Below are 15,354 nucleotides of genomic sequence, written 5' to 3' on the forward strand. Positions count from 1 at the left end.
TCGCCAATTTCCCGATAAATAGCTAACGCCTGTTGCCAAGACTGCAATGCTTCTCTAAATTTACTTGTTTGAAACTGCTGAATCCCTTGCTGAAAAAGTCGATCTGCCTCAGCTTTACGAGGGTTATTTTGTTGTTGAACTTCTGAAAGTACTTGTTGAACTGACTGTTCCAGTTTCGGATCTTTGAGTTCCCTGGCAATGGCTAAACTCTGCTGCAAGGAATCTAACGCTTTCTGGTACTCTCCCAGAGAAGAGTAAGCAACACCTAAACCTGCAAGTGCTGCTGCTTCACCTTTGCGCTCTCCTATTTCCCGATAAATAATTAACGCCTGTTGCAAAGACTGTAATGCTTCTCTATATTGTTTCGTTTGACCTTGCTGAACTCCTTGCTGTAAAAGTCGATCTGCTTCAGCTTGCCGAGGGTTATTTTGTTGTTGAACTATTGAAAGTGCTTTCTGAGCTAATTGTTCCAGTTTCGGATCTTTGAGTTCCCTGGCAATGACTAAACTCTGCTGCGAGGAATCTAACGCTTTCTGGTACTCTCCCAGAAAAGAGTAAGCAACACCTAAACCTGCAAGTGCTGCTGCTTCACCCCTGCGCTCTCCTATTTCCCGATAAATAATTAACGCCTGTTGAAAAGATTGCAATGCTTCCCTAAATCGACTCGGTTCCAACTGCTGAATCCCTTGCTGTGAAAGTCGATCTGCTTCTGCTTTCTTTTCACTACTCGTCTGCGCCAAAACTTTTGGCACTGGCAAACTTGTCAACGAATAGAAACTAATAGAAGTATCTGCAACAACAGTGAGTAAAGCAATAAATGTAGCAATTGAGAGTTTTGGTAAACGCATAGCGGTTAATTAAAAAGCTTCTCAGTGGCATATATATCTAGCACCTGAGAACCTATGCAGTTAAAAAGATTTTCCCAAAAGTATAAATTATTAACCCGTCTCTGTCATCCGCAATTTCTTTCAAATCCCCTTGCCAAGGAGATTTAGTTTCAAGTCCCCCTTGCTAAGGGGAATTTAGATTCAAGTCCCCCTTGCTAAGGGGGATAATGGGGGATCTCTTTCGCTGAAATCTTGCACCTGCGATTTTAGCCCACCTGCGAATCAATTCACAGGCTAATAGCAGTACGGGCGGGTTTTGTTGTGAGATTCTCTGTGAGAAACAAAATATACTTTCTAAACCCGCCCCTACAAGTGGACTGAAAACAAATGAATTTCAAATATTTTTGCGAAGATTTAGATAAACCTAGTTCGTTGTTCCCACTTCAGTGGGAAAAGCGCCCAAGCGCAACAACGTACTTGTATTAACCGCCACTCACAGGGGGAATAAACACCACTTCATCGCCGTCTTGCAAAACTGTATCCGGTTCGACAAACTGAAGATTGACACCAAAACGAGTAATTTCCCGCCATTGAGCAAGTTCTGGATGTTCGGTAATGATGTTTTCTAATACTTTGCCCACAGAAGTTTCTGAGGGAAATTCTCGCACTAATTCCGGTACGCCGTAAGCTTCTTGATAAGCAGCAAACAATTTAATTGTAACAGTAATTTTATGTTGAGTCATATTACACTTAGTTAAGTATTGCTGATTTGTTTTTAGCTGGGATAAGCTAGAAAATAAACATTATATTATATAATTAACCTGGTGAAGCTAACTATAATGGTATTTATGTAGTAATTAATTTTAGTAGTTAAGGAGCAAAGTTATATGGGAAAACCAGAATTTGAAAGGCTTCCGGTTTATCAAGTTTCAGAAAAATTGGCTAACGAAATTTGGCGATTAGTGCAAGATTGGGATGAATTTAATAAGGATTCTCTAGGTAAGCAAATAATTATTTCGGCTGACTGTATTGGTGCTAATATTGCTGCGGGAACTGTGCAAGAGCAGCAAGATAATCAACAGTTAGTGCGGCAAGCTAGGGGTTGTTTATATGAGACTATTCATGCTTTACGATTGGCTTGGAATCGGAAGTTAATTACGGAGGAGCAAGCTAGTAAAATTAAGCCGATAGTTGATGAATTGTCTGCTAAACTCAATGCTTATTTGAAATCTTTGGGTAGTTGAGTTTGAATATAGGGATGGTGCGTTACGCTGGCGCTAACGCACCCTACGGATTTTAATATATTTGTTCGATGCGGCGGAAGTCTCTTTCTACTTCTTGCCAAAGGGAACGATTGTGGGGGTCGATTTTTAGGGCTTTTTTGAGGTAAACTCTGGCTTTTTCTAGTTGTTTACGATCGACAAAATGCCGACCTGTACGCTGATAAGTAATAGCCTGCCACTGACGCACTTCTAAATCTTCGGGGAGACGTTGAGCTAATCCTTCTACTAGGGCGATCGCTCTAGGATACCGCTGATCTCTGAGCAAAACCTGAAGTTGATTATAAGATTGCCATTTTAACTTTTGTTCTTCCGGTGAAAGCGGCGGTTGAATATCAATAGTTTTTACTTTATTAGTCTTAGTTACTTTGACTTTCGGCGGTGTCGCTACCTTTTGTTGGCTCGCCGTTGACTCTGGAGGAACTTCTGGTTCCTTGACATTTTCCATCAGGAAGTCATAAGCTTCCTGAATAGCAATAAACTTGTCCTTCGCTTGTCGATCGTTAGGATTAAGATCGGGATGATACTTTCTTACCAAGCGACGATAAGAGGTTTTAATTTCCTCTCTAGAAGATCCAGTATTTAATCCTAATAACTTATAGCAATCTGCCAGATTCATTGAAGTAACAATAGAACTTACGCCGATAATAGCAAAGGCAGGGATAAACTACCATAGTAACCCTAAATTAGCGGCAGATGGTTTTAAGAATTGGTTAAGAAAAGACTGTTTTTGCCCCAGACAGATTGACAATGTAAATAGACACAGATTCTGACGGATTGGTAAGCTATTATTTTCTTGGTTTTGAGCCGATGACGATTTTTCAATCCAGGGAAGCTCTAGAAGCCGGACGGAAGTATTTAGCTATCGGTGCGATTTCTGCTGATAGTCTGCGCGATGTGATTTACCGAGCTTGGGAAAGGTCACATATTCAGGGAGCAAATCCCCAGGCTTTGCAAGCAGAAAAACTATCTAAATTAGATACACAGCGGTTACTAGAACAACAAGACGCTCTGATTTGTGCGGCTCGTCCTTATATGAAAATACTATCCCAAGCCGCAAAATCCGATCGCCATGCCGTAATGCTTAGCGAACAGAACGCTATAGTATTAGATGTTGTCGGTGACGAACAAAGTGTCAATGGTCCCGAAAGAGTTCCTGATCCTGGATCTTTGCTTTCAGAAGCGGTAGGTGGTGCTAATGGCATAGGAACTCCCTTAGCCGAAAATAGCTATGTGGAAATCGTAGGCGCAGAACATTTTATTGCAGGCTTTCATCCCTTTACTTGTCAAGGAATACCTTTGCGAAATGACAAACATCAAGTCATTGGTGCATTAAGTATTTCCGTTCGACAACGGGAAGTCGGACAACGGCTCAAAGACATCTTAATTTGTGCCTCTCACGGTGTTGAAGCCGAAATGTTATTTAGACGTTTGGAAGCCGATGTTCGTAGCGTAGTGACGACTAATCCAGAAGATGCTCAACCATTAGATAACTTGTATCAAGATATAGTTCAAGCACATTCTGCGGCGCGTCTCCGGCTAGAAATGACCTCTCGTTTAGTAGCGGGAAACAAATTTGATTATGCCAAACAATTACTCCACCAAGCTGAAGAATTAATTCAGTTATTTCGGCATCGAGCCACACTTTGGCGGAATCTCGCTTCCTTTGCAGAAACAGAACAAATACAACCTATTTGTTTAAGTGATGCAGTTCAGGAATTAGTTGATTTATTAGCGACAGAAACTAAAATTCGGGAAGTTGAAATTATTATCCAAACTGAGGAGGAAGTTTGGGTCGAGGCAGATTACCAAATCTTTTTCAAGAATCTTTTTCATTATTTTTTACGGGCTTTTGAACTGGTAGGTTCAGGTGGGTCAGTATTAGTAAAAATCTGGGAAATGCAGACTCTAGCATTAGGAGAAATTTCTATAATACCAATACCTGCACTGAATAGGGTTCAATTACAGCCCCATCCTTTTGTCCTAAGAATACCAACAGTAAAGAAAAGTTATGAATATCAGTAATCCAGTGAAAGGTAAAATTCTCATTGCAGACGATGATGATGATAATCGAATACTACTTTCTATTTTCATCGAGAGCGAAGGGTGGGAAGTTTTAGAAGCACAAGATGGTCAAGAAGCTTTGGAAAAAGCGATCGCAGAACAACCAAACATTATTTTATTAGACAATCGAATGCCCAAGTTAACTGGCACAAAGGTTTACGAAAAACTCTGCGAGCAAGGAATGAAATTTCCGGTTGTTTTGCTTACAGCTTACGCAGATATTGAAGAATTAGCTAATTCTTTGGGGATTTGTCATTACTTAAACAAACCTTACGATCTTTCCCATTTAATGGCGATTATTAATAAGTTTTCTGAGGAATCAGTGTAGGGTGCGTTAACGCAGTGTAACGCACCAAATCCTGAATTGATGGTGCGTTACTAATTAGGGCTTGCTGAATAAGTCTGTTGGTGAGGGTAGGGACAGGGCATCATTAATATTTGCAACTCCTACGTTATCTTTTGAATGCCGTGTGCCTACAATTTCCCCCAAAAAGGCAAGGTTTTTGCACTAAAAGATTGTGATAGCCTTGCATTTATTGTGGGCAAAAAATGGCTAAAACCTTTGCATATCTTACCTTTTACCTTTTTGAAGCAAGCCCTCATTAGGGCAAGAGTGCAGGGTGCGTTAACGTAGAATTGATGGTGCGTTACGGCTTGCGCCTAACGCACCCTACTCATTAGGGGAAGAGTGTCGGGTGCGTTAATCCAGTGTAACGCACCCTACCCTCAATTGATGGTGCGTTACGGCGCTGCCTAACGCACCCTACTCATTAGGTGCGTTACGGCTTGCGCCTAACGCACCCTACAATTAGCGAGTGGCGAGTGTTTCTGCTTTGGCTTCGGGAGAACGTTCGTCAATCACTTTGTCAATTAAACCGTATTCTCTTGCTTGTTCAGCAGACATGAAAAAGTCGCGATCCATGTCTTTTTCGATCTTTTCCAAGGTCTGACCAGTCATGTTGGCATAGATTTGATTGAGTTGACGACGAATTCTCAAGATTTCTCTGGCTTCGATGTCAATGTCTGTTGCTTGTCCTCTGGTACCGCCGGATGGTTGGTGAATCATGATCCGGGAGTGGGGTAGTGCTAGGCGTTTGCCTTTGGTGCCAGCGGCTAGGAGGAAGGAACCCATTGAAGCGGCTAGACCGACACAAATCGTCACTACTTCTGATTTAATGTATTGCATGGTGTCATAAATTGCCATACCAGCAGTGACCGATCCACCGGGAGAGTTGATATACAGATAAATTGGCTTTCCTTGATCGTCGGAATCTAGGTAGAGCATATAAGCAACGATCGCATTGGCGATCGTATCATCTACTTCTTCAGTCAAGAAAATAATCCGTTCCCGAAATAGACGATCTTCGAGATCGATCCATTGTTCGTAGGTACTACCGGGAAGGCGATAGGGAACTTTTGGGATACCAATAGGCATAGTTTTCGGGGGTTTGGTGTAATTTTTGCTGGGAATAGTTGAACAGACTTGATTAAGTTAAGGCTGCAACGTTATTGGGTAGGGCTTTGCTGCTAGTGAGAACGCGATCGATCAGTCCGTACTCTTGGGCTTCTTGGGGTGTCATGTAAAGAATGCGTTCGGTATCTTTTGCGATTCTCTCAACTGATTGCCCAGTATTTTGGGCGAAAATTTCTAACAGCAAGGTTTTTTTGTCCAACACTTGTTTAGCGTTCACCTGAATGTCGGTTGCTTGTCCTTGGGTGAGGCTGCGAAACTGAGTCAGTGCGATCGAAGCATGAGGTAAACTAACTCGTTTTCCTTTGCTTCCAGATGATAGAATCAGCGCTGCCATGCTAACTGCTTGACCTAGACAAATGGTGAAGATTTCTGACTTAACGTGCTGCATTGAATCATAAACTGCCAAGCCAGCCGTAATTGACATCATCCCCAGACTTTCATTTGTCATTCCTGCCAAGACTGGATCGCCCAAAGAATTGATATAGATGTATATCGGTTTACTTTGGTCTTCCGAGTCCAGATATAACATTGCCGTAATTAAAGAATTTGCCACATCAGTTGTTAGTGGCTGATTTAAAAACAGAATGCGTTCCTGGCTTAAGCGAGTGTAAATATTCACCCATTGCCAGTAAGTACTACCTGGAATATTGTACGGAACTCGAAGTGCTGAATTAACAGGCATAATGAATAATTTGCGGTTCCTTAGACTAGGGCGGGTATTTGCGCTGGCAGATCTTTTCTGCTTTCGAGGACGCGATCGATCAGTCCATATTCTTTAGCTTCTTGCGGTGTCATGTAGAACATCCGTTCAGTGTCTTTGGCAATTTTTTCTGCGGGCTGTTCTGTATTTTTCGACATGATATCTAGCATCGCTGCTTTGTTTGCCAAGACTTCCTTTGCGTAGATTTGGATATCTGTTGCTTGTCCCCTTGTTCCACTGCGAGGTTGATTCAAAACAATGGTGGCATGAGGTAAACTAGCTCGACAGCCTTTTGTTCCTGCGGATAGGATCATGGCTGCGGTACCCATTGCTTGACCGATACAAATGGTATGTACAGGGATATTGATGTAGTTGATGGTGTCGCAGATGGCAAAGGCTTCTGTTTCGTAGCCGATCGCGTCGCCAGTATACCAAGATGTTCCTGTGGAGTTAATGTAGAAGAAAATCGGCTTCTCTGGATTGTCAAATTTCAGATAAAGCAACTGGGCAATAATTAGCTTAGTAACATCAAGTCCCATTTGGCGCTTATATTCATCTGGGGAAACTATAGGAGTTCCCAAATAAACAATCCTTTCCTTCAGCAATAGGGAAGGCAAATCTGGAGGTGGTGTTCGGAAAGAGGCATCTCCGTAATATGAAGCTTGCATTGCCTTTATAGGTGATTCCATAAGCGCGTTGAGCCCAATTAATTGTATGGCATTGTGTATTTTTCATAGTAACGCGCTTTGGGATATGCCTGAAATATAACTGGTGTAGTGATCCCTACACCACTTGTAGTGTTTTATCCTGGAGGAATCGTGCGTAAACCTCTGAGTTTGCCGTGAAGTATAGCTACTAAAACCATAGACAAATATTAATGGTCTTAGTTTTATTAGGAGGTTTTACCCTAAATGGATGGCTACTCACCCTCTATCCCATCATCAGATTGATATTTGGGACTGCTTCAACTTAAGTTATTACTTAAGGTTTTTGCCTGACTGAATTTTAGTTATCACTCATTAGTGACCTTTGTCAGGAGCTAAAATTATAGCTTAATTGAGCATTTAAGTCTATATTTAAGTAGGCTTAAGTACAAATTAAGTGAAGTTTAACAATACTGCAACGGTCAAAGGCTCAGCTTTTGGTTGTTATTAGTCATTCGTCATCAGCCTACCAATGACCAATGATTAATTAATGATTAATTTTACCGATCGACTCCGAAAAGCTGGTTTTTTGACCGCGTTAAGTATAACTAAATATTCTTTTTTTTGCCTTGGGAGCACAGATTATGAAAGTTGGTTTGCAACCTCTATTAAATGATGGCAATTTGGATGCGACTCAATCTACTAGTCAGCGTCAATTAGAGATTTCTGTTTCGGCAATTCGAGGTGAATTTGTCGAAAATGTGCCGCTGAATTTGTGTCTGATTTTGGATCATTCTGGTTCAATGAGTGGTAGACCGTTGGAAACGGTGAAACAGGCGGCTGGGCAATTGGTGGATAAGTTGAAGTCGGGCGATCGCCTTTCTGTGGTCATCTTCGATCATCGCGCCAAGGTATTAGTTGCTAATCAATTAATTGAAGATCCCCAGAAAATTAAACGGCAAATTAATCAACTTAAACCTGATGGCGGAACTGCTATTGATGAAGGTTTGCGCCTGGGAATCGAAGAACTGGCTAAGGGCAAAAAAGATGCTATTTCTCAAGCTTTTTTATTAACTGATGGCGAAAATGAGCATGGTGATAATGAAAAATGTTTGAAGTTAGCGCAATTAGCAGCAAGTTATAAATTAACGCTAAATTCTTTGGGTTTTGGGTTGCATTGGAACCAAGATGTTTTAGAAAAAATTGCTGATGCTGGTGGCGGTACTTTGTCTTATATTGAACAACCAGAACAAGCGGTTGATGCTTTTAGTCGGTTGTTTAATCGCATTCAATCAGTAGGGTTAACTAATGCTTATTTGCTATTTTCTTTAATGCCGAAAGTGAGGTTAGCGGAATTAAAGCCGATCGCCCAAGTTTTTCCTGATACTATTGAATTACCAATCCAACCAGAAGGCGATAAATTTTCCGTGCGTTTGGGAGATTTAATGACATCCCAACAACGGATAATTTTAGCTAACCTTTATATTGGTCAAATGCCGGAAGGTTTACAAACTTTAGCTAATTTACAAGTCCGTTACGACGATCCAGTTCAAGGCAAAGAAGGATTACTTTCAGAAGTGTTTCCAGTAACAGGTAATTTTGTTCAGAACTATCAACCTAGTTTAAATCCGCAAGTTCAAAAGTCAATTTTAGCTTTAGCGAAATATCGCCAAACTCAAATTGCGGAAACGAAATTACAACAAGGCGATCGCACAGGTGCAGCTACAATGTTACAAACTGCGGCAAAAACTGCCTTACAAATGGGAGATAAAGGCGCAGCTACAGTATTACAAACAAGTGCGACTCGCTTACAAGCAGGGGAAGAACTTTCGGAAGCCGATCGCAAAAAAACCCGCATTGTTTCCAAAACAATTTTGCAAAGCGACTCTTAGCAGGTAGATGGGGAGATGGGGAGACTCTTGGGACTCTTGGGACTCTTGAGAAGTTAATCAATTTCATTAGTCTGTCCCTAACTCAAAACTGAAAACTTAGAACTCCCCAAACTCTCCCTAACACAAAACTCAAAACTTTCTTCCGTTGCGCCCTAAACTGATATCATACTAAATCTGGGTTGATTACCCCGGTTTAGGGATTTTTATGGAACCACGAAGACACGAAGAACACGAAGGAAGAAGAAGAGGATACGCCAATCGGGTAACTAACCCGGATTTGGTATCAAGCAAACAATAATAAATCAAATGGGGCAAATTAGAGCAGTATTGTGTGGTTACTACGGGAAAGGTAATGGCGGGGATGAAGCATTGTTAGCTTCGTTATTACAAATGTTGCCACCGAATGTTAAGCCTTTAGTGCTTTCGGGAAATCCGCGAGAAACTAAAGAAAGATATCAGGTGGAAAGTTACGATCGAATGTCAGCTTGGCAAGTGTTCAAAGCCATTCGTAGTGCGAAGGTTTTTATTTGGGGTGGCGGAAGTTTGATGCAAGATGTAACAAGTTTTGCTAGCCCAATTTATTATGCTGGATTGATGGGATTAGCCAGACAATTTGGACTGAGAACTATTGCTTGGGCGCAAGGAATTGGCCCAATAGAACGTCCGATAATTCGGGCAATAGCCAAACAAGTTTTTGCTAAATGTGAATTGGTGAGTGTGCGCGATCGCGCCTCAGCTAACCTACTATTAAATTGGCAAATACCCTGTTGTTTAGCACCCGATCCGGTATGGGCATTAGAAAGTTTACCAGTAAAAGGACTGTGGGATTTACCAGCCCCAAGAGTAGCCGTAACTTTGCGTCAACATCCCCAACTGTCCCCAGAAAGAATTGCTAATTTAACTAAAGCTCTAATAGACTTTCAAAAAGCCACCCAAAGTTTTATTTTACTAGTACCATTTCAGAAATCTAAAGATTTAGCGATCGCTAAATCTTTAGAGTCAAAATTACCAGGCGTTAGTAAAATTTTGACACTGGATGACCCCAGAGAATTATTTGGATTATTTCGGGGAGTGGAAATGGCGATCGGAATGCGTTACCATAGCCTGATTATGGCAGCCGCCCAGGAATGTCGTTGTTTCGCCCTCAGCTATGACCCAAAAGTTAGCAACCTGATGCAAGAACTGTCAATTCCCGGATGGAAATTATCAGAAATCCCTGAAGATCCGAAAATAATTACCCAAACTTGGTTAGACTGCTATGCTAACGGTGATAGTCTATCATCAGCACAGATTCAATCCTTAGTAGACAGAGCGCTGATTCATCGAGAATTGTTAACTCAAGCTTTAGCAGCTGATTAAAAGGTAAAAATGTTGCTAATAACCTAGAATAAACATCTGATCTGAGATAGGCTATTCACAATGAGACGACTAGTACAGCATGGCAGAAATAACTATATAGTTAAAAATTAGGTGAAAAGCTGTTGTATAAACCTTCTTTCCTTGGAGCCTTCTACCCTGGAACCCTCTGCCAAATTGTACTAGTACGCATTCAGGATTCTTAACTCTTTTGAACTAGAGCCATGAGTGAAGCCCAAAACCCCTTTGATAATCCCATACCAGAACCGACTAACTCCGCTAACGAGACTCAATCCAATGATATTAAGTCGGTTGGAGATTTAGGCGCACAAGAGGAACCAAATCAACCAGAGATATCTTTTGTAATTCAGAAACAAGGTGCAGCCAAGTCTAACACCCCAGAAGCAGTGATTTCCGAAGAAACACCTGCAACAAAAGCAGTACCCGAAGAACAGCCAAGGATATCATTTATTGGAGATGCTGGGGGATTGCGGTTTGACATCTCTAGAGAATCATCAAAAGAAACAGCAGAGGTAGACCAGACAAATCTGTTTGAAATTAATTTAGAAGTGATCCAAGCATTTCAACCCGTAAATACTACTTCTGAGGATTATAGTAGCTCTAGCGAAAGCACCGAAACAGCTGAGTCCAACAATGAAAGTGCTGCAATAGCTGAAATCTCTAAGGCAGAAACAGGCGATTTTGATGTTTTAGAGTTGGTGCATTTAAGTGAAGCACTGCAACAGCAAAACAACGATTTACTTGCTCATGTACAGGATGTAGAAAGATTATTAGATGAGTGTAACCGAGCATTGGAATCGCAGATTAAGCGATCGCAAACCGCCGAAACCAAACTCGCTGAACAATCCAAAGAATTAAATACCACCCAAGAACAATTAGGCCGCTTATTCCGCGAATTAGAAGCTTCTCATCAAGTCGCCCAACGTCAGCAAATATTAATTGAAACTTTAAATCACCAATTAGAAAGTAGCCAAGAACGAGTCGCAGAATTAGAACGTCAATGCGCCTTCATTCAACAACGTTACAACGAACAATCCCAACTACTTTTGCAAACCGAAAACACCCGTCAAGAACTGCAAGACCGTTTACAGCGACAACAACGTTATACTCTGCAATTTAAAGCGGCATTAGACAAATGTCTCGATATACCAACTATCAAAGAAATTAATGCCGAAATTAGTGCCTTGCTGAACTCTTCAGAAAATCAAACCAACCCCCAAAATATTTCGGAAGCAGTGCAATTATTACTCAAACCTCAACCGATCAAACCTTGGTCATCAGTGCCGCAAATTACCACCGAACCATCAAATATAACTCAAGAAGAAAGTAGCAGAAATTTGATATTACCTCAATTTAATAAACCACAACCTCAGCTAGAACCAAGCAGCGAATCTTTGAGTAACCCATTTTTAGAAATTGCCAAATCCGATCCTTATTTAGCAGCAGACAGATCAAAAGAATCAACAGATAATCCTCCGGCAAATTTTGCTGCCGATGAAGAAGCGATGTGGGAAGAATTAGAAAGACTCACTCAAGGTACAACAGTAAATGTTACTCCCCAAGAAACTTCTGTAATTCCTAAACCTTCTAATTCTTGGCCAGCAAATACTGAAGAATCTGCGGTTAAAGAAGTAGAATTACTATCAGTAACACCAACAACAGAGCCTAATTTAGCAGCTGCTAAAAACGATGAGTCGGTTGATTCTAAACCTTACCCCAGTTCGCCTTCACCTATAGTTTACCCGCAGCGTACTACCAAGAAGATTAAATCATTAGCTGCCGTCGATTTGCCTAGCTTTCCTCGACCAAGCCAAACTAAGTAAATGCGCCAAATGAGAAATGGGCAACTTTTCGGATTTCCAGCTTTTTTTCCCCCGTAAATCGCTCAAAAATCAGTTGCCATTTCCCAATTTAGATGAATAATTATAGGGGTAACAACAGTTGTAGTAGCAAATACTAATGCTGATAAACTGTTATAAATTAAGCTTTTCATTTGGCTACCCTCAAAACTAATCTTCGATTAATTAGCATGATGATTCGCCAAGCTGAAAATAAGCTGAAACTTCTATTTGTAGGGTGCGTTAACGATAGTGTAACGCACCATTTTATCATATTTAGTGCCAGTACGTAAGTCCTGAATTCAAAATTCAAAACTTTCTTCAGTGTTGTACTTCCAGGCTTTTACTTTGGTAAGCTGAGAGTTGAAAGCTGCAAGTTTTGGGTTTTCCCATGCCAGTGGTGAAGGCGTAACTTTGAGAGAGTAACCATAACCAAAGTGCTGGATAACGCCTTTCTAACCAAGGTTGTTGACTGCGTAACCAATTAGGAAACCAACCGGATAATAGCCAACTAATTAAGGCGTTGAAGGTAAAGGTGAAGTAACTACCTAACCAACGGAAAATATCTTTTGCGCCAGCGAGTTCCCATATCCAAAGTAACAAAGCTGGGTTAATTTTTGCAGCTATTAATGCTAGTCGATTGAAGGTTAACCAATCGAATCTGTCTTTGATGAAAGTTTCGGCAACATTTTGCGGTTCGGCGGCTAAGATTCCAAAGAATGTGTTTAACATGGAGTTGATTCTTTGGGGTGGTAAATATTTGCCTGTGGGAACCATCATGCCTTTGGAAAATAGCCAGGTGACGGCAATATTACTTTGGTAAGCACGAATTTGGTTGAGATGTTTGGCTTTGAGAAGGTCATGTTTTAAGGCGGTATCTAAAAGTTCTGTTAAGCGGGAAAGGTTTCGCACTAAAGAACCAAATCCGGTAAAAACTAAGGGTGATTGCAAGGAAGCTGCATCACCGATCGCAACTAGTCGATCGAACGCCACTGTGCGATCGCGACTTCCCACACTAAAATGCCCCGGAATATAACCAAAAGTCGGCTTTTTCCACTCTAATTTATCCAGATCGCAACGACGATATTCCGGCAAAATAGTAAAGAAATCTTCGTACATTTCCAACAAAGAACCGGGATTTTCCGGGTGTACTTGATGGTAGTGAAATAAATAAATTGTCAATTCATCACCTTCACCAGGAAACAATTCCCAAATTAACTGACGACCTCTAGAAATATCCCCATGACCAAACAGAACATCGCCATATTTTGCATCCCAAACCTCTGGCGTTATCCCACTTAAAACCGCCCCAACTGTCGGACAAACGCTATCAAAAGCCCGACCTTTATTTAATTGCCAAGCAATAGGAGAAGCTGTTCCCATTGCATCTACCAACAACCGCCCAGTTGCTTGTTTATCGGTTTGACTAGGTAAATGCTTTAATTGCACTGTCACCTGTTCTTCGCTAATATCGGCGCGGATAAATTCAGTTTCATCCCAAATTTCTCCCCCTAATGCCCTAAGTTTTTCCCCACATAAACGCAGCAATTTTTCCGAATTCAAGGCAATATTTAACACGGTGGGAGTGTGTAAAATTGCGGCTTTTAAATGCTGAGGGTTATTCCCATCAAAGAATTTACTAAACCCATCGATATATTCCCTGGCAATTACACTTTCAAATTCAGCAGGAGTAAACAAACCTAAATCTATTAAACTCTGAAATTCTATTCGGGAAATGTTCCATTCCCGATTCATTTTGCCAAAAGGTAAACGTTCCACCAATAATACTCGATAACCTAATTGCGCCATGACTGCGGCGTGAACTACTCCCAGCGCACCACCAATATAAATTAGGTCGTATTTTTGGGTTGTTTCGCTGTTTTGTGATTGGGTTGCTGACTCAAAAATCACTTGTTTGGGTTGCAGGGGGTTTCGCACACCTTCGCGCCAACGCATTTCCCACCAGTAAGCACGTTTTAGGTCAGCTTCACCGTTGGGCATTTTTTGGAAGTAATGCACGGTTAAGGGGTAGTAAGGGGCGAGTGCGTCAAAGATTGATTGGCGAGAAAGATCGATCGCAGGTGGTTCAGGATATTGATTGGGAAACTGCTTCCTGAGTTGGGCGGTTAACTGTTGTAAAATTTGTGGTTCTTGGGGAAAAGGTCGAGATCCCCAACGAAATACCTTTAAATATGTCGATCGCTGTACCGACCAAACAAAAACCGAAAGCTGAATGTCTGTTTCTGGAATAATTGTAGTACTACTTGTAGTTTTAGGAGAACTCAGGCAAAAGCCATCTTGAGTAATCACTTTTTTGCCCGAAACTGGCTCAAACTCCTGTTGTAACCAAGTGCGAACCACATCTGTATTCGGGGTGGGGACTTCTAAATAAAGGATTTCTTTCATGCTCAGTAAGGTCGGTAAAACTAAGTAAAGAGACGGTGTTGACACACAGTAAAAGTGCGATATAATAGCCGATACTTAATGGAAATTTAAAAATCTTTACAATTCTCTCATTTTTGTAAATCTTTACGGAGATCAATTAATTAACTAGCTATGAATTATCCCATTCCAGCCAGCCCAGAAGAGGTAGTGGCGTTAAAACAAAAAAGCATAGATGAAGAACTAATTGCAGCTGCGATCGCTGGAGTGATTCAAATTTCGCGATCTGAGGGCAAATCCTTAGAGCAACTAACGGAGGAAGTTCTAGCTGACGATTGTTTATTGGATAAGCAGCAACGGCGTTGGCTCAAAGAAATTGTCGCTCAAGCGTGGGAAAGCATCGCTTAAGCTACAAGATTAGTCAAACTCCAAAATTTTTAACACTCTCAAGACGAAAAAACAGAGCAGAGCGCTAATTAAGCCTAATTGCCATAAGCCACAGCCAGCAGTAACCCCTACAGCGGCTGAAGCCCAAATTGCAGCAGCGGAAGTCAGTCCCCGAACTCGAATTGAATCAGATTGCTTTCCAGATGATGTGACTATTTCTCCAGCACCTAGAAAACCCACACCAGCTGCTATTCCCTGAGTTACCCGTGCAATGCTATCACCATCGCGGACTACTCCTAAAACAATGGGAACCATGACAAACAAAGCAGAAGCAAAACTAACAATCATGTGAGTTCTAAAGCCAGCTGGTTTATTTCTCAGTTCACGATCCCAGCCAATAATTCCTCCTAGAAATAAGGCGAGTAACAATCGAGAAAGCAAACCTAGCCAATCATCAGGCGCAAGAGAGAGAGTATTGATCAATGTCTA

Annotated in this window: 15 protein-coding genes; 7 read left to right on the forward strand and 8 right to left on the reverse strand. The window is 41.3% G+C overall.

Annotated elements, in window-relative coordinates; genetic code table 11:
* The coding region (locus tag ACE1CC_RS07315) for a tetratricopeptide repeat protein (RefSeq protein WP_413269811.1) at positions 1–848 on the reverse strand (848 nt) is incomplete at its 3' end.
* A gap of 461 nt (positions 849–1,309) precedes the next feature.
* Positions 1,310–1,570 (reverse strand): MoaD/ThiS family protein, encoded by a 261-nt coding sequence (locus tag ACE1CC_RS07320; RefSeq protein ID WP_413269812.1) that lies wholly within the window; start codon positions 1,568–1,570, stop codon positions 1,310–1,312.
* A gap of 144 nt (positions 1,571–1,714) precedes the next feature.
* Between ACE1CC_RS07320 and ACE1CC_RS07325 the strand changes: the two genes are divergently transcribed.
* Positions 1,715–2,071: a four helix bundle protein gene (locus tag ACE1CC_RS07325; RefSeq protein ID WP_413269813.1), complete on the forward strand. Its 357-nt coding sequence runs from the start codon at positions 1,715–1,717 to the stop codon at positions 2,069–2,071.
* A 52-nt stretch (positions 2,072–2,123) separates the two neighbouring features.
* Here ACE1CC_RS07325 and ACE1CC_RS07330 read toward each other — a convergent pair whose 3' ends face one another.
* Positions 2,124–2,726, reverse strand: a complete 603-nt coding sequence (locus ACE1CC_RS07330) for a J domain-containing protein (protein WP_413269814.1) — start codon at positions 2,724–2,726, stop codon at positions 2,124–2,126.
* Positions 2,727–2,917: 191 nt separating this feature from the next.
* Between ACE1CC_RS07330 and ACE1CC_RS07335 the strand changes: the two genes are divergently transcribed.
* Positions 2,918–4,132 carry a GAF domain-containing protein gene (locus ACE1CC_RS07335; protein WP_413269815.1) on the forward strand — a complete coding sequence of 405 codons (1,215 nt, stop codon included), beginning with the start codon at positions 2,918–2,920 and terminating at the stop codon, positions 4,130–4,132.
* On the forward strand, positions 4,119–4,499 hold the full coding sequence (locus ACE1CC_RS07340) for a response regulator (protein ID WP_413269816.1): 381 nt from the start codon (positions 4,119–4,121) through the stop codon (positions 4,497–4,499). The genes ACE1CC_RS07335 and ACE1CC_RS07340 overlap by 14 nt, the downstream gene beginning before the upstream one ends.
* A gap of 480 nt (positions 4,500–4,979) precedes the next feature.
* Here ACE1CC_RS07340 and ACE1CC_RS07345 read toward each other — a convergent pair whose 3' ends face one another.
* The 3 genes from ACE1CC_RS07345 to ACE1CC_RS07355 are packed head-to-tail and all read right to left on the reverse strand — an operon-like array spanning position 4,980 to position 7,034.
* Positions 4,980–5,606, reverse strand: coding sequence for an ATP-dependent Clp protease proteolytic subunit (locus ACE1CC_RS07345; protein WP_413269817.1), 627 nt, complete (start codon positions 5,604–5,606; stop codon positions 4,980–4,982).
* Positions 5,607–5,658: 52 nt separating this feature from the next.
* On the reverse strand, positions 5,659–6,327 hold the full coding sequence (locus ACE1CC_RS07350) for an ATP-dependent Clp protease proteolytic subunit (protein ID WP_413269818.1): 669 nt from the start codon (positions 6,325–6,327) through the stop codon (positions 5,659–5,661).
* 20 nt (positions 6,328–6,347) lie between these two features.
* Positions 6,348–7,034 carry an ATP-dependent Clp protease proteolytic subunit gene (locus ACE1CC_RS07355; protein ID WP_413269819.1) on the reverse strand — a complete coding sequence of 229 codons (687 nt, stop codon included), beginning with the start codon at positions 7,032–7,034 and terminating at the stop codon, positions 6,348–6,350.
* 599 nt (positions 7,035–7,633) lie between these two features.
* Here ACE1CC_RS07355 and ACE1CC_RS07360 point away from each other — a divergent pair.
* The 3 genes from ACE1CC_RS07360 (at position 7,634) to ACE1CC_RS07370 (ending at position 12,081) form a co-directional block, all read left to right on the forward strand.
* Positions 7,634–8,881: a vWA domain-containing protein gene (locus tag ACE1CC_RS07360; RefSeq protein WP_413269820.1), complete on the forward strand. Its 1,248-nt coding sequence runs from the start codon at positions 7,634–7,636 to the stop codon at positions 8,879–8,881.
* A gap of 306 nt (positions 8,882–9,187) precedes the next feature.
* Positions 9,188–10,240 (forward strand): polysaccharide pyruvyl transferase CsaB, encoded by a 1,053-nt coding sequence (gene csaB / locus ACE1CC_RS07365; RefSeq protein WP_413269821.1) that lies wholly within the window; start codon positions 9,188–9,190, stop codon positions 10,238–10,240.
* 221 nt (positions 10,241–10,461) lie between these two features.
* Entirely contained in the window at positions 10,462–12,081 is a 1,620-nt protein-coding gene (locus ACE1CC_RS07370) for a mitotic spindle assembly checkpoint protein MAD1 (RefSeq protein WP_413269822.1), read from the forward strand.
* Positions 12,082–12,417: 336 nt separating this feature from the next.
* Here the strand turns inward: ACE1CC_RS07370 and ACE1CC_RS07375 are convergent, their stop codons facing one another.
* The gene (locus ACE1CC_RS07375; RefSeq protein WP_413269823.1) at positions 12,418–14,502 is read right to left on the reverse strand and encodes an NAD(P)/FAD-dependent oxidoreductase; all 2,085 of its coding nucleotides are present in this window, start codon (positions 14,500–14,502) and stop codon (positions 12,418–12,420) included.
* 150 nt (positions 14,503–14,652) lie between these two features.
* Between ACE1CC_RS07375 and ACE1CC_RS07380 the strand changes: the two genes are divergently transcribed.
* Positions 14,653–14,886 carry a hypothetical protein gene (locus ACE1CC_RS07380; protein ID WP_413269824.1) on the forward strand — a complete coding sequence of 78 codons (234 nt, stop codon included), beginning with the start codon at positions 14,653–14,655 and terminating at the stop codon, positions 14,884–14,886.
* 9 nt (positions 14,887–14,895) lie between these two features.
* Here the strand turns inward: ACE1CC_RS07380 and ACE1CC_RS07385 are convergent, their stop codons facing one another.
* Positions 14,896–15,348, reverse strand: coding sequence for an MgtC/SapB family protein (locus ACE1CC_RS07385; RefSeq protein WP_413269825.1), 453 nt, complete (start codon positions 15,346–15,348; stop codon positions 14,896–14,898).
* Positions 15,349–15,354: the final 6 nt, after the last annotated feature.

The organism is Floridaenema aerugineum BLCC-F46 (assembly GCF_041929345.1).
Lineage (GTDB): Bacteria > Cyanobacteriota > Cyanobacteriia > Cyanobacteriales > Aerosakkonemataceae > Floridanema > Floridanema aerugineum.

Excerpts from the sequence above, each read along its gene's own strand:
- ACE1CC_RS07320 (WP_413269812.1), bottom strand. The coding sequence starts at position 1,570 with ATGACTCAACATAAAATTACTGTTACAATTAAATTGTTTGCTGCTTAT.
- ACE1CC_RS07325 (WP_413269813.1), top strand. The coding sequence starts at position 1,715 with ATGGGAAAACCAGAATTTGAAAGGCTTCCGGTTTATCAAGTTTCAGAA.
- ACE1CC_RS07330 (WP_413269814.1), bottom strand. The coding sequence starts at position 2,726 with ATGAATCTGGCAGATTGCTATAAGTTATTAGGATTAAATACTGGATCT.
- ACE1CC_RS07335 (WP_413269815.1), top strand. The coding sequence starts at position 2,918 with ATGACGATTTTTCAATCCAGGGAAGCTCTAGAAGCCGGACGGAAGTAT.
- ACE1CC_RS07340 (WP_413269816.1), top strand. The coding sequence starts at position 4,119 with ATGAATATCAGTAATCCAGTGAAAGGTAAAATTCTCATTGCAGACGAT.
- ACE1CC_RS07345 (WP_413269817.1), bottom strand. The coding sequence starts at position 5,606 with ATGCCTATTGGTATCCCAAAAGTTCCCTATCGCCTTCCCGGTAGTACC.
- ACE1CC_RS07350 (WP_413269818.1), bottom strand. The coding sequence starts at position 6,327 with ATGCCTGTTAATTCAGCACTTCGAGTTCCGTACAATATTCCAGGTAGT.
- ACE1CC_RS07355 (WP_413269819.1), bottom strand. The coding sequence starts at position 7,034 with ATGGAATCACCTATAAAGGCAATGCAAGCTTCATATTACGGAGATGCC.
- ACE1CC_RS07360 (WP_413269820.1), top strand. The coding sequence starts at position 7,634 with ATGAAAGTTGGTTTGCAACCTCTATTAAATGATGGCAATTTGGATGCG.
- csaB (WP_413269821.1), top strand. The coding sequence starts at position 9,188 with ATGGGGCAAATTAGAGCAGTATTGTGTGGTTACTACGGGAAAGGTAAT.
- ACE1CC_RS07370 (WP_413269822.1), top strand. The coding sequence starts at position 10,462 with ATGAGTGAAGCCCAAAACCCCTTTGATAATCCCATACCAGAACCGACT.
- ACE1CC_RS07375 (WP_413269823.1), bottom strand. The coding sequence starts at position 14,502 with ATGAAAGAAATCCTTTATTTAGAAGTCCCCACCCCGAATACAGATGTG.
- ACE1CC_RS07380 (WP_413269824.1), top strand. The coding sequence starts at position 14,653 with ATGAATTATCCCATTCCAGCCAGCCCAGAAGAGGTAGTGGCGTTAAAA.